The organism is Patulibacter sp. (assembly GCF_030655195.1).
In the GTDB taxonomy this organism is placed as follows: Bacteria; Actinomycetota; Thermoleophilia; order Solirubrobacterales; family Solirubrobacteraceae; genus Patulibacter.
The window spans coordinates 1-12791 of the sequence record NZ_JAURWA010000145.1 but is presented as its reverse complement, the minus strand read 5'-3'; the positions used below and the strand labels follow the sequence as shown (position 1 = coordinate 12791).

At 75.9% G+C, this 12791-nt stretch carries 12 protein-coding genes; 6 read left to right on the top strand and 6 right to left on the bottom strand.

Translation table 11 applies throughout. The features are described from left to right. The first annotated feature begins 107 nt into the window (after positions 1–107). Positions 108–800, top strand: coding sequence for a TetR/AcrR family transcriptional regulator (locus Q7T67_RS16435; protein ID WP_304792084.1), 693 nt, complete (start codon positions 108–110; stop codon positions 798–800). A 66-nt stretch (positions 801–866) separates the two neighbouring features. Here Q7T67_RS16435 and Q7T67_RS16430 read toward each other — a convergent pair whose 3' ends face one another. Further along, the gene (locus Q7T67_RS16430; RefSeq protein ID WP_304792081.1) at positions 867–1655 is read right to left on the bottom strand and encodes an SDR family NAD(P)-dependent oxidoreductase; all 789 of its coding nucleotides are present in this window, start codon (positions 1653–1655) and stop codon (positions 867–869) included. Between the two features lie 122 nt (positions 1656–1777). On the opposite strand from Q7T67_RS16430, the gene Q7T67_RS16425 reads away from it, so the two are divergent. Continuing rightward, the gene (locus tag Q7T67_RS16425) at positions 1778–2596 is read left to right on the top strand and encodes a shikimate 5-dehydrogenase (protein ID WP_304792077.1); all 819 of its coding nucleotides are present in this window, start codon (positions 1778–1780) and stop codon (positions 2594–2596) included. Positions 2597–2690: 94 nt separating this feature from the next. On the opposite strand, the gene Q7T67_RS16420 is transcribed toward Q7T67_RS16425, so the two are convergent. After that, positions 2691–3545: an alpha/beta fold hydrolase gene (locus tag Q7T67_RS16420; RefSeq protein WP_304792074.1), complete on the bottom strand. Its 855-nt coding sequence runs from the start codon at positions 3543–3545 to the stop codon at positions 2691–2693. A gap of 100 nt (positions 3546–3645) precedes the next feature. Beyond that, complete coding sequence (locus Q7T67_RS16415) at positions 3646–5652, bottom strand: glycoside hydrolase family 5 protein (RefSeq protein ID WP_304792070.1); 2007 nt, start codon at positions 5650–5652, stop codon at positions 3646–3648. Positions 5653–5819: 167 nt separating this feature from the next. Between Q7T67_RS16415 and Q7T67_RS16410 the strand changes: the two genes are divergently transcribed. Then, positions 5820–6044: a hypothetical protein gene (locus tag Q7T67_RS16410; protein WP_304792067.1), complete on the top strand. Its 225-nt coding sequence runs from the start codon at positions 5820–5822 to the stop codon at positions 6042–6044. 8 nt (positions 6045–6052) lie between these two features. On the opposite strand, the gene Q7T67_RS16405 is transcribed toward Q7T67_RS16410, so the two are convergent. From Q7T67_RS16405 to Q7T67_RS16395, 3 genes are all read right to left on the bottom strand, one after another. Next, positions 6053–8413, bottom strand: coding sequence for a lysylphosphatidylglycerol synthase domain-containing protein (locus Q7T67_RS16405; protein WP_304792064.1), 2361 nt, complete (start codon positions 8411–8413; stop codon positions 6053–6055). A gap of 241 nt (positions 8414–8654) precedes the next feature. Beyond that, the gene (locus Q7T67_RS16400) at positions 8655–10055 is read right to left on the bottom strand and encodes a hypothetical protein (protein WP_304792061.1); all 1401 of its coding nucleotides are present in this window, start codon (positions 10053–10055) and stop codon (positions 8655–8657) included. A gap of 97 nt (positions 10056–10152) precedes the next feature. Further along, positions 10153–10503 carry an iron-sulfur cluster assembly accessory protein gene (locus Q7T67_RS16395; RefSeq protein WP_304792058.1) on the bottom strand — a complete coding sequence of 117 codons (351 nt, stop codon included), beginning with the start codon at positions 10501–10503 and terminating at the stop codon, positions 10153–10155. A gap of 180 nt (positions 10504–10683) precedes the next feature. Between Q7T67_RS16395 and Q7T67_RS16390 the strand changes: the two genes are divergently transcribed. The 3 genes from Q7T67_RS16390 to Q7T67_RS16380 all read left to right on the top strand — a co-directional run. Next, positions 10684–10908, top strand: coding sequence for a BolA/IbaG family iron-sulfur metabolism protein (locus Q7T67_RS16390; RefSeq protein WP_304792055.1), 225 nt, complete (start codon positions 10684–10686; stop codon positions 10906–10908). An 11-nt stretch (positions 10909–10919) separates the two neighbouring features. After that, positions 10920–11324: a Grx4 family monothiol glutaredoxin gene (gene grxD / locus Q7T67_RS16385; protein ID WP_304792052.1), complete on the top strand. Its 405-nt coding sequence runs from the start codon at positions 10920–10922 to the stop codon at positions 11322–11324. Between the two features lie 28 nt (positions 11325–11352). Beyond that, positions 11353–12791 (top strand): M14 family zinc carboxypeptidase (locus tag Q7T67_RS16380; RefSeq protein ID WP_304792049.1); only part of this gene is annotated, 1439 nt, incomplete at its 3' end.

The window sequence follows — 12791 nt, the reverse complement described above, 5'->3', positions numbered from 1 at the left end:
GCGTCACGATAGCAACGATGAACGACAGTGTTCATATATGTCGCCGGGTGTGGGCCCGGGGTCGCCGACGGGCGGACGCGCGCGTCCGCGCTGCTAGCGTGCCCTGCGTGCCCGAGTCCGCCGTGCCCCCTGCGCCGCGCCCCGACGCCGCGGACGCGGCGCTCCGCGAGCGCCTGCCGCGCGGCCGCCACGGGCTCAGCCGGGAGGAGGTCGCCGGCGCCCAGCGCGAGCGGATCATCCACGGCATGGCCGCCGCGATGGCCGAGGAGGGGTACGTCGGCACATCGGTGACGTCGATCCTCAAGCGCGCCGGCGTCTCCCGGCAGACCTTCTACGAGCAGTTCGCCTCGAAGGAGGCGTGCTTCACCGCCACCTACGCGTGGGCCGCCGAGACGATCATGCGCGAGACCGCCCGGGCCGCCGAGGACGGGGGCGCCGGCGGCGCGCCCCCCGCCGACCGCGACGTCGCGATCGACCGGATGCTCGCGTTCTACCTGCGCGGCCTCTCCTCCGCTCCCGCGTTCGCGCGCGTGCTCCTGATCGAGACCTACGCCGCGGGCCCGTCCGCCCTCGAGAACCGGGTGGCGCTGCAGCGGCGCTTCGCCGAGACGCTCGGCGCCCTGCTCGGAGCGAGCAGCGACGCGGACCGCTTCGCCTGCGAGGCGATGGTCGGCGCGATCAGCCAGCTGGTCACCGCGCGGCTGGCGACCGACGACGTCGACGGCCTGCTCGCGCTGCAGGAGCCCCTGGCGGGATTCCTCCGCCGCCAGGTCGCCACGTTCGGCGACGCCGCGGACTGAGCCCGGCTCCACCGAGAGTCGGCGGTGCCGACCCGGGGAGCGGTGGGTCCGGGCAGAGCCCGAGGCTCAGAACGCCTGCGGCGCGACGCCCCCGTCGACCTTCAGCGCCGCGCCGGTCGTGGCGGACGACGCGGCCGAGCCGACGTAGTGGACGAGCGCGGCGACCTCCTCCGGGCGGATCAGGCGGCCGAGCAACGACGTCGGGCGCTCCTCCGCGATGAAGCGGCGCTCCGCCTCCTCGAACGGCACGTCGTCGCCCACCCGGTCGCGGATGAACTCCTCGACCCCGGGCGTCAGCGTCGGGCCGGGCATCACGGTGTTGACGGTCACGCCGGTCCCCGAGAGCTCCTGGGCCATCCCGCGGGCGACCGCGATCTGGGCGGTCTTCGTCATCCCGTAGTGGACCATCTCGGTCGGGATCAGCACGGACGACTCGCTCGAGATGAAGACGACGCGACCCCAGCCCCGCTCGCGCATCCCCGGGGCGTAGAGGCGCGCCAGACGGATCCCGCTGAGCACGTTGACCTCGAAGAAGCGGCGCCACTCCTCGTCGGGGATCTCGAAGACCGGACGGGCGGCGAAGATGCCGAGGTTGTTGACCAGGACGTCGACGTCGGGCACCGCGGAGCGCAGCGCCTCGGCGCCCTCGTCCGTGGCGACGTCGGCGGCGACGGGGACGACCTCGCCCGCGGCGCCGGCCTCGCGCACCCGCTCGGCGGCGGCGTCGGTGCGCTCCGGGTCGCGGCCGTTGACGATCACGCGGTCGCCGCCGCGGGCGAACGCGACGGCGATCGCCTCGCCGATGCCGGCGGTCGAGCCGGTGACGAGGACGGTGCGGGGGGACTCGGGGCTCATGGGGCTCCTGGGCGCGTTCACGGGCGCGGGTCGGTGCAGCAGGTCGTCCTCGACGCTAGACGACCGCCGTTCCGGGCCCGCGGCGCGGGGCGTTCCGCGGAGCGGCGTGGGAGGCTCGGGGCATGCGCCCGCCGCTCAGCAAGGACACCCGGCTCTGCCTGTCGCTGTCGGGACGGCCCGGCACGTTCGGGACCCGGTTCCACAACCACCTCTACGACGCGCTCGGCCTCGACTACGTCTACAAGGCGTTCACCACGACGGACCTGCCGGCGGCGATCGGCGGGGTCCGGGCCCTCGGGATCCGCGGGTGCGCGGTCTCCATGCCGTTCAAGGAGGACGTGATCGAGCTCGTCGACGAGCTCGATCCGTCGGCCGCGGTGATCGACTCGGTCAACACGATCGTCAACGACGACGGCCGGCTCAGCGCCTACAACACGGACTTCATCGCGGTGGCCACGCTGCTGCGCGAGCACGGCGTGCCGACCGACGCCCCGGTGCTCCTGCGCGGCAGCGGCGGCATGGCCAAGGCGGTCGCGTTCGCGCTGCGGGAGGGCGGCTTCGGCCGAGGGACCGTCGTGGCGCGCAACGAGGCGACGGGGCGGCCCCTCGCCGAGGGCGCGGGGTTCGGGTGGGCCGCCGAGCCGCCCGCGACCGACGGCGCCGTCCTGGTCAACGCCACGCCGATCGGCATGTCCGGCGGTCCCGAGTCGGACGACCTGCCCTTCCCCGCCGCCACGGTCGACGCGGCGGCGACGGTCTTCGACGTGGTCGCGAGCCCGTCCGAGACGCCGCTGGTCCGGCGGGCCCGCGCGGCCGGCGTGCCCGTGGTGACCGGCGCCGAGGTGGTCGCGCTGCAGGCGGTCGAGCAGTTCGTCCTCTACACCGGCGTGCGGCCCACGGACGAGCAGGTCGCGGCCGCCGCCGCGCACGCCGCGGGCTGAGACGACGGGCAGGCCGCCACCGCCGGGGACCGTCGCGCCCGGACCGGCGACCCGGGGTGGGACGGTCGGGTGGAGGAGCTCGCTCCCCCGCGGGTCAGTCCGCGCGGGCGCTCGTCTGCAGCGCGATGCGGGCGGCCCGCTCCGGGTCCTCCCAGAAGTACAGGTGCCCGGCGCCGTCGAAGGTCTCCAGCGCCGCGCCCGGGATCGCCTCGGCGAGGGCGAGGCCGTTGGGGTAGGGCAGCATCCGATCCTCGGTGCCGTGGGCGACCGTCGTCGGGACGGCGATGCCCGACAGCCGATCGACGGTGTCGTGGCCGACGATCGCCTGCATCTGCTCGGAGATCACGCGGAGGGAGACGCGGTCGTGGTTGGTGACCTCGACGAACTCCTCGTAGCGGTCCGCGCGCTCGGCGGCGAACGCCGCGGAGACGTTGATCTCCCACGACGCCCGCAGCGCCTGGGCCGCGTCGCCGCTCTGCATCGCGCCGACGAGCGCCTCCATGTCGGCCTGGGCGGTCCACGTCGCCGACGCCGCCCCGGCGGTCGAGCAGCCGATCACCAGCGACCGGACCCGCTCGGGGTGGCGCAGGACGAGCTCCTGCGCGGTCATGCCGCCCATCGAGATGCCGTAGACGTCGATCGGCCCGTCGATGCCGAGGGCGTCCAGCGCCGCGGCCTGCGCGTCGGCGAGGTCGACGATCGAGAACTGCTGCTTCGAGCGGCTCGAGCCGGCCACCCCGACGTGGTTGACCGAGACGACGCGACGACCGGCGCTCACGAGACGCTCGAGGAACGGCACGCCCCAGTGGCCGTGGGTGCCGCTCATGCCGTGGATCAGCAGCAGCGGCTCGCCGTCGCCGAGCTCGAGGACCGTGCGGTGCGTGCCGTCCGCGAGGTCGATGCGCCGCGTCTCGTACGGGAGGGTCACGGTGCGAACGTCGCTGCTCATGGACCCCGAGGGTAGTGCAGGTCCGGCGCCCTCCACCCCGGTGCGGACGCGTGTCCCGGACGTCCGGCGGGGGCAGACGGCGTCCGCGCGGCCGGCCGGCCTACCGCGCGAGCGTCAGGCGCTTCGTGCCGGGCAGGTCGCCCGCGGAGGTGACGGTGGCGACCGTCTTCACGCGTCGCACCGAGCGCAGCAGCTTCCGGCCGTCGCCCGTCGGCGCGGCCGTCAGCGTCGCGGTCCGCCCGGCCGGGACGTCGAAGCCGACGCTGAGGACCACGAGCACCGCGCGCCGCCGGCCGAGGGCGACCCTCGACGCGGTGCGCACCCTGATCCGTCCGGTGCACCGCGTCCTGCCGGCCGTGCAGACGACCTTCAGCGCCACCTTGCCGCGGCGCAGCCTCAGCGACGGCGACGTCACCCGGACGTTGCGCGGCTCCGCCGGGCCGGCCATCGGCGGGACGACGGGCGCGGTCGGCGTGACGGGGACCGTGACCGGCGGCGAGAACGGGCCGGGGTCCGGGGTGGGCGTCGGCGCGGGGGTCGTGGGCCCGGACGGCGAGGCCGGCGTCGTCGTGGGCGAGGTCGTGACGGGCGGGGTCGTGACGGGCGGCGTCGTCGTGGGCGGCGCGACGGGCGTGGCGTCGGCGGGCAGCGCCGGGGGCACTGCGGCGGCGCGGTCCGCCGGGCACGGGTTCGCGGATCCGTCGCCGGGCAGCCCGGCCCGCGCGCGCAGCCACTGGCAGTACCCGAGCCCGAAGTCCCGGGTCGGCGTGCCGTCGTTGAACCGGATCAGAGAGGGACCGTCGTCGCACGCCCAGCCCGTCGCGGTGGTCGCGGGGTCGCCCGAGGCGTCGCCCCGGCGCATCGCGTTCCACGTCCACGCGAGGTAGGAGATGCCGCCCTCGTCAGGGGTGCCCTCGCCGTCGGCCCAGGCCGTGAACCGCCGGGTGAAGTCCGCGCGGCAGTCGTACTGCCCGATCTCGCCCGTGACGACGGGACGGCCGGCGTCCCGGACGGCGCCGAGCGTCCGGGTCCAGCACGCCTCGTCGGCGCAGAGCGTGCCCTGACGGGCCACCGAGCCGTCGGCGTCGCGCCTGCTGCCGTAGGCGTGGAACGAGCCGACGAGGCCGGGGTACACGACCCGCCGCCCATCACCGTCGACGGACGTCGGGAGGTGGCCCGACCAGCCGGACAGGTCGTTCGCGTAGTCCAGTCCGCCGAGCATGATCGGCCGGACCGGCGACCCGGTGTCACGCTCCTGCCCCCGGACCGCCCTGACGAGGTCGGTCATCCCGGCGGTCCGGTACGCAGGGGTGGAATCCGCCGTCGCGGGCGGGTCGGTCCGAGCGTCGACCGTATTCACCTCGCAGCCGTCGCGCCAGCAGTCCCAGCCGGTGGTCGGGTCGATGCCGTCACGCGCGTCGAGGTGCGGCTCGTTGTAGAGGTCGTACACGATGCTCTCGCGCCGTCGGACGCCCGTCGGCAGCGCGCTGCCCATCCGCTGGACGACGTCCTTCCAGAACCGGGGTCCCTGGACGGCATCCGGCATCGGCAGCAGTCGGGGACCGAAGTTGGGCGAGACCGCGCCGTCGACCGTCGTGCTCGCGATGTGCAGCGACAGGATCGCGACGATGCCGTGCCGGGCCAGCTGGTCGACGTAGTCGGCGATCGCCGTCTGGTACCTCGTGCCCGAGTACGCGCGGTTCAGCGCCGGGTCCCCGAACCAGCACGCGTCGCTCAGCGGGATCCGGACGGCGTTGATCCCCCACCGCTGCATCGCCTCGATCGACGAGTCGGGCTGCACGACGTCCGACGGGACGTTCGGGCGGCTCGGGTCGTAGCTGTTGTAGGTCGGCCCGTCGAAGATCGCGTAGCCGCCCTCTCCGGGGGGCCGCACGCCCGCCTCGTACGCGCACGCCGTCTCCGTCCCCGACCGGTTCACGCCGCGCAGCTGCAGCGTCCGTGCCTCGCCGCCTGCGACGTCGACGAGCTCGCTGCCGCGGACCTCGACGACCGGTCGTGGGGTCGCGGCCGTGGCGGCCGCCACCCCGGCCAGGGTCAGGACCGTCGCCAGCAGGGCGACGGCGAGCGCACGCACGCGGGACGTCATCCCTGGGTGCATCGGCGGGGTGGCTCGGGGGCTGACGTCGCGCGCGTCGCGGTAGACGGGTGGACGGTGCGGCGCACGTGTCGGAGGATCCCACGACCGCCGGGCGGCCGCGACGGTCGACCCCCGGCCGGTCGGTGTACGGTTTTTTCGTACGACCTCGTACGGCCATGTCGTACGAAGAGGACGCCACGGACCGCATCGTCGACGGTCTGCGCGAGCTCCCCGGCGTCGGCCCGGGCGTGCTCGAGGGCCGCCTGACCCGGCTGGGCCTGACGATCGGCCCGACCGGGGTCCAGCTCCGGGTCGCCCCGAACCGGCAGGTCCTGCGGGACGCGGACGGCTCGACGCGGCTCCTGGACCCGCTCCTCGCGGAGTGGGTGCGCCGGCGCTGACCCCGCGCCTACGCCTCGGTCTCGACGCCGCCGGCCTGCACGCCCTTGGGCAGCGGCGGCAGGTCGACCGGGGTCGCGTGCAGGGCGCGCGACTTGATGTCGCGCCAGGTGACGCCCTCACCGAGCATCGCCGGCATGCCGAGCGTCAGGGCGGTGGCGATCTCGACGGCCTGCAGGACGATGCCGTAGCCCAGCGCGTCGGCGTACGAGACGCCGTAGCCCGAGACCAGCACGGTCACGCAGGCGGCCTGGAAGACGCCGAGGTTGGACGGCGTGAGCGGCAGGACCGCGGTGACGTTGACCGCGAAGAGGACGGCCGCGGCGGCGCCGAGGCCCTCGTCGATGCCGAACGCCCGCAGGAGCAGGAAGCAGGAGAGCCACTGCAGGACCCAGGCGAACAACTGGGCACCGACGGCGACGGCGCCGAGACGGGGGCTGCGGAAGACCCGGAGGCCCGCGCGCAGGGACTGGAAGAGGTCGCGGAGCTTCGCCTGGATGCGGTGCAGCCGACCGCTGCGGTCCGTGGTGCCCCAGCGCAGGCGCAGCAGGACCGGGCCGAAGAGCACGATCAGCAGGATCGCCGCGGGGGCGATGGCCAGGGTCACGAGCGCCCCGTCGTGGCCCCGGAAGAGCTGGATCGAGCTGATCATCACCGCGCCGAGCAGGAGCAGCGCGAAGACGTTGATCAGCGTCTGGGAGACGAGCGTGCCGACCACGACGGGCAGGCGTTCCCGGGGCCTGCCGATGCGGCGGGCCATGATGATCGCGCGGGACGGCTCGCCCAGGCGGGCCGGGAGCGTCGCGGACATCATCACGCCGATGGCGGTGGCCCGGAAGGTCTCCATCCGGGTCATCGTCGCCTCGGGGATGGCGGCCCGCAGCACGGCGTGCCACGAGATCGCGCGGAAGGCCATGGACGAGGCCATCACGGCGAGCGCGAAGAGCACCCACAGCGGCGAGGACCGGACGAGGCTGTTGCCGATGCTCTCGAGGCCGATGCGCTCGAGCGCGACGGCGCCGAGGCCGACGGTCGCCAGCACGCCGGCGCCCACGAGGCCCCTGCGGGCCAGGCGGCGACGGCGCTGGGAGCGCTCGTCGCGCGTCGGCGGCTCGGTCGGGGCGTCCGGCCGCGGCATGCGGCGGGCGGGGACGGCGGGGCGGCCGTCGGCGGGCTTCAGGCCGCGGCGCATCTGGACGCGCTCCACGCGGGTGGCGGGCTCCGGCGCCGTCTGGGCGTCCTCGTAGACGGCCATGACGCGCTGGGCGATGCGCGGCCAGGCGTACTTGTGGGCGGACCGCGCGGCGGCCTCGCTCATCGTCCGGCGGCGTGCGGGGCGCAGGGCGAGGTCGCGGAGCGCGTGGGCCAGGGCGAGCGCGTCGCCGGGCGGCACGAGCACGCCGTCGCGGCCGTGGTCGACGACGTCGCGGTAGCCGACGATGTCCGACGCGACGACCGGCACGCCCTGCGCGAAGGCCTCCGTGAGCACCATGCCGAAGCTCTCGCCGCCCAGCGACGGGGCGCAGAGGACGTCGCAATCGGCCAGCTCGCGGTGCTTCGTCTCGTCGTCGACGCGGCCGAGGACGCGGACGCCCTCCATCCGCTCGTCGAGCGCCATCCGCTGGACCTCGGCCTCGTCCGGACCGATGACCACGAGCTCGACGGGCAGCTGCTCGCGCAGCGCGTCGAACGCCCGCAGGAGGATCGGCAGGCCCTTGCGCTCGACGGCCTGGCCGACGAACGCGATCTTCATCGCCCCGGCGGGACGCTCCGGGCGCGGGTGCTGGACGTGCTCGGGGTCGAGCAGGTCGACGCCGTTGGGGATCACGCGGTAGCGGCCCCCGTAGTAGCGCTGCCCGGTCCAGGCCGCCGCGTCGGAGACCGCGATCCGCTCGACGAGGCGGTTGAGCCGACGGCGGGCGCCGGCGGCGACGCCGATGCCGTTGGTCAGGTCGTTCGTCGAGTAGCAGTGGAACGTGCCGACCATCGGCGCGGCCGTGCACGACATGAGGGTGTTCCAGCCCAGGAGCGGCGCGTGCGGCTCGTGCAGGTGGATGACGTCGTAGCCGCCCGTGTCGAGCGCCTCGCGCAGGCGTCGGAGGGCAGCCGGGCTGATCGCCAGGTTGGAGACGCCACCGTTGGCGGGGATGCCGACGGTGCGTCCGAGCGGCACGAGCCACTCCGGTGGTGTCCGGTCCTGGGGCGGGGCACCTCTGTGGAGCCGGGTGGCGAGAGCGTCCGGCGGATCGAACGGCGCGAGCACCTGGGCGTCGTGCCCCTGCTCGCGGAGTTCCCGCCCGAGTGCCTCGATGTGCCGGGCCACGCCCCCGGGATACGTCCACGAGTACGGCGAAACCAGCGCAATGCGCATTACGCAGGACAGTACACGCGAAGTCGGCAGAGGGAACACCCGCCGAGCACGCTTGACACGACGGTCACGGGACGCCGCGCGCGGCACGCCCCGGTGGGGACGGGCGATCCGGCCCGCGGCGCCCCGCGCGAGCCGGTCGGACGGTTGGCGCGAAGACGCCCGCCGCGGGTCCCTGCGCGCCGCGCCACCGGCGGGCGGGCGTCCCCCGCGGTCCGGCAGCGCGGCCGTCCGGCGGACCGGGTCAGCCCGGAGGGGCCTGCTCCCCCGCCCCGTCGGAGGCCTGGGCGCAGCCCTCCGGGAGGGCCGGCGCGGCCGCGCCGGGCTCGCGGCTCCCGCCCCAGGCGGCCCACACGTCGGCGACGGGGAACGTGCGCGAGAGGTCCTCGGGCAGCAGGCCCGTCGGGAACGCCGGGTCCTCGCGCACGGAGTACTGGAACGCGGCGGTGACCCGGGGGTCGTGGTACCAGCGGTCGAGCTGGCGGTCCATCAGACGGCACTCCGCGCGAAGCGTCCCGGTCGCGGCGTCCCGGTCGCCGCCCGAGCGCGGGGCGCCGACGGCGGTCTCGGTGATCCAGGCGGGGCGCCCGTCGAGGCAGGGGCGGCGGTCGAGCTCGCGCAGGCCGGCGGCGATCGGCTCGCCCTTGCCGCTGCGGGGCTGCGCCTCCAGGTACCCGTGGACCGACAGCACGTCGGCCCGGCAGAGGACGTCGTCGGGCAGCGCGCGGAGGAACTCGTCGGCCGGGACGGCGCGGCGGCTCGGGGCGCCCCAGGCGGCGAGCTCGCCGACGACGAGCCGGTCGCCGCGCTCGGGCGACCCGGCGGGGGACGCGGCGCGCAGGCGGTCGAGCTCGGCGTCCATCGCGACGACGAGGCGCGAGAACTGGGCGGGCGAGCGGGCCTCGGCGGTCGAGGAGCAGGACGCCCGCTGCGGGTCGAGGAAGTACGGGGCGTTGGGCTCGTTCCACGGCGTCCAGTCCGCGCCCTGGATCCCGGCGGCGCGCACCGCGGCCCAGACCGCGGCGACGGCGGCGCGGTAGGCGGGCTCGCGGCCGGGGGCCAGCGGGCGGGCGCCGTCGCGGGCCTTCGCGGCCTCGCAGCCCTCCCCCGCGGCGCCCGCCCAGGCCGGCATCCCCCAGAAGCTGATGAGCGGTCGGAAGTGGCCGGGGTGCGCGGCCTGGGCCGCCTTCAGCGCGCCGAGGGTGCGGGCGAGGCTGATCGCGCCGGAGCACGGCTGCGCGCCCTCGCGGCCGCAGCCGTCGCCGATCACGCGGGCGGGGTCGAGGGGAGCGCCCTCGGCGGGCTGCAGCAGGTCCCAGCGCACGTCGACGCGGACGAAGCGCGGGGCGATCCGGTCCGTCACGGCCTGCGCGGCCCCGAAGCCGGCGACCGGGGTGGCCGGCGGGGTCAGGGCCCCGGCGTCCGTGGTGACGAGCCCGACGGCGAGCGTCGGCGGGCGCACAGCCCGCGTCGCGTCGCCCCGGTCCGCGGACGGCGACGGGGTCGGACCGGTCCGCGCGGCGGACGGGCCGACACCGCCGTCGTCGGAGGCGGTCAGCCGCCCTGCGGCCACGCCGACGACGAGGACGACGAGCGCGGCGAGGACGAGCAGCGCCCGTCGACGGGAGGGACCGGGCGACGACACGCGCCGCACGCTAGCGGCGGCACCGCCGGTCCCGCGTCATGCCGAACCCGGCCGGGCCGGACGGCGGGTGGGCACGACCGCGGCCGTGCCCGGGCGATCAGACCGCCGAGACCTCTTCCTCGTCCTGCACGCGGAACGACGAGCCGCAGCCGCAGGCGGCGGTCACGTTGGGGTTCTCGACCTTGAAGCCGGCGCCCGTCATGGCGTCGAGGTAGTCGATGGTCGAGCCCGTCACGTACGGGAAGGACTGACGGTCGCAGAGGACCGTGATCCCGTGCGAGTTGAAGCTCATGTCGCCGTCGCGCTTCTCGTCGAAGGCGAGGACGTACTGGAACCCGGAACACCCGCCGCCGCGAACGCCGACGCGCAGGCCGGCCTCGCCCTCCTGCGGGTTGGTGTCGAGGAACTCGCGGACCTTCTCCGCGCCCTTGTCCGTGATCGTGATCATGCGTGGTCCTCCGAAGCGGTGTGGGCCTGTCCCGAACCCAATGCTTCCCAAAGTGTAGCGACCCCGGGGCGCGGTCCGGAAGTGCCCGCCGCCGCCCGCGGGACGCGCCCGTCGTCGCCGACGTCCCGGCGCCCCGGGGCCCCTGCTGGGCCGGGGGTGTGGCGCGCTACGCTTCGTCCGATGCCCAGTGCCGACGACATCAAGCAGCGGATCGAAGCCGCGCTCCCCGACGCCTCCGCGCAGGTGGAGGGTGCCGACGGCGTGCACTTCCAGGCCGTCGTGACGTCGTCCGCCTTCGCGGGCAAGTCCCGCGTGGCCCAGCACCGCATGGTCATGGACGTGTTCGCCGGCGAGCTCGGCGGGTCGATCCACGCGATGGCCCTGACCACCAAGACCCCGTCCTGAAGGACAGCGACATGAGCGAGAACCAGCTCCGCGACGCCATCTCCGAGGCGATCAAGGACAACGACGTCATCCTCTTCATGAAGGGCACGCCGGAGCAGCCGGCGTGCGGCTTCTCCGCCCGCACCGTGGGGGTGATGCAGGCGCTGGACGTGTCCTTCGCCAGCGTCGACATCCTCCCCGACCCGCGGATCCGGCAGGAGCTCTCCGGGATCTCGCAGTGGCCCACGATCCCGCAGCTCTTCGTCGGCGGCGAGCTCGTCGGCGGCTGCGACATCGTGATGGAGATGTACGAGAGCGGCGAGCTCGCCACCCTCGTCGGCGCCGAGGACGGCGCCCCGTCCGCGGCCGAGGACGTCCCGACCGGCCCCGCCGTCGAGCAGGACGGCCTGCTGCAGCCCGAGAACCGGCTCTCCTAGCCGCACGGACGGCCGGGCGTCGGGGTCCATGTCGCGGCTCCGCCCGGCCGCCGCGCTCGGCGCGACCCTCCTGGTCGCGTCCGCGGGCTCGGTCCTCGCCGCGCCCGGGTCGTCCGGGTCGGTCCCCGCCGCGGCGCGCGCCGCCGCCTGCCCGGTCGTCCCGGGCGCGGGAGAGCTGCCGACCGCCGAGGCCGTCCTGGGCCACGGTCTCACCTCCGCACCCCCGACGGCCGACGAGGCCGACCGGCTGCTGCTCGCCCTCGACGCCGCCTCGCCGCGGATCGTGTCCGGCGTCGCCGGACGCTCCGTCCGCGGCCGACCGCTGCGGTACGCGGTCGTGGGGGCGCCTGCCGACCTGACGCCCGCCCGCCTGCGGGCGATCTCCTCCGCCGCCCGCGCCGTGCGCACCGGGTCCGGCGGTCCGCGCGCCGTGTCCCGCGCCGCCGCGGGCCCGGCGATCGTCTGGATCGGTGGCGGCGTGCACGCCAACGAGCCCTCGGGCGTCACCGCCTCGCTCGCCCTGCTGCGCCGACTGGGCACGGACGACGGCTGCGAGGTGCGGCGCGTCCTGGACGGCACCGTCGCGGTCGTCCTGCCGGACCAGAACCCCGACGGCCGGCAGCTCGGCACCCGCACCAACGCGGCCGACGTCGACCTCAACCGCGACTGGGCGACCGCGAGCCAGCCGGAGACGACGGCCCGGCTCGGCCTGCTGCGCCGGTACCCGCCGACGATCGCGCTCGACGCCCACGAGCAGTCCGGCGACGGGTACTTCGTGCCGCCCTACGCCGACCCGGTCGTCGCCGGGCTGCCGTCGGCGACCCGCCGGATCGCCGACGGGCGCGTGTCGCGGGCCATCGACCGGGCGCTGTCCCGGATCGGCGTGTCGGCCACGCACCGCGGCTACGACCTGCTCTACCCGGGCTACGCCGACTCGGCGTCGAGCCTGCTCTTCGGCGCCGGCGGCATGACGCTCGAGCAGGGCTCCGACCCGCCGCTGGCCGACAAGTCCCGGCGACACGAGACCGCGATGCTCGCCGCGCTGGGCGCCGTCGCCGCCGACCGCGGCGACGTGGTGCGGGCCTGGGCCGCGGGGTTCGCGGCCGCCCGGAGCGCCGGCCGCGCCGGGCGGGGCACGACCGGCGACCGCGTCTTCGGATGGGTGCTGCGGACGGACCGCCACGCCGCCGACGCGCTCGCGCTCGCGGGACGGCTGCGCGCCGACGGCGTCCGGGTGCGCGCCCTGACGCGGGCCACCCGGCTCGAGGTCGATCCGCTCGGGCCCGCCGGCGCGTCCCGGTCCGTGCTGCCGGCCGGCACGCTGGTCGTCCCCGCCGCCCAGCCGCTCGGCCGCTGGGCCGACGTGCTGCTCGGTCGCGACGCCGACGAGGCCGGCGAGGCGTCCTCCGGGGCGGACACGTTCTCGGCCCCGCGCGCGGCCGGCGTCGAGGCGGGCGTCCTGCGCGC

Coding starts and splice junctions, on each gene's coding strand:
- Q7T67_RS16420 (WP_304792074.1), bottom strand. CDS start 3,545: ATGAGCAGCGACGTTCGCACCGTGACCCTCCCGTACGAGACGCGGCGC.
- Q7T67_RS16410 (WP_304792067.1), top strand. CDS start 5,820: ATGTCGTACGAAGAGGACGCCACGGACCGCATCGTCGACGGTCTGCGC.
- Q7T67_RS16395 (WP_304792058.1), bottom strand. CDS start 10,503: ATGATCACGATCACGGACAAGGGCGCGGAGAAGGTCCGCGAGTTCCTC.
- Q7T67_RS16425 (WP_304792077.1), top strand. CDS start 1,778: ATGCGCCCGCCGCTCAGCAAGGACACCCGGCTCTGCCTGTCGCTGTCG.
- Q7T67_RS16390 (WP_304792055.1), top strand. CDS start 10,684: ATGCCCAGTGCCGACGACATCAAGCAGCGGATCGAAGCCGCGCTCCCC.
- grxD (WP_304792052.1), top strand. CDS start 10,920: ATGAGCGAGAACCAGCTCCGCGACGCCATCTCCGAGGCGATCAAGGAC.
- Q7T67_RS16405 (WP_304792064.1), bottom strand. CDS start 8,413: ATGCGCATTGCGCTGGTTTCGCCGTACTCGTGGACGTATCCCGGGGGC.
- Q7T67_RS16430 (WP_304792081.1), bottom strand. CDS start 1,655: ATGAGCCCCGAGTCCCCCCGCACCGTCCTCGTCACCGGCTCGACCGCC.
- Q7T67_RS16415 (WP_304792070.1), bottom strand. CDS start 5,652: ATGACGTCCCGCGTGCGTGCGCTCGCCGTCGCCCTGCTGGCGACGGTC.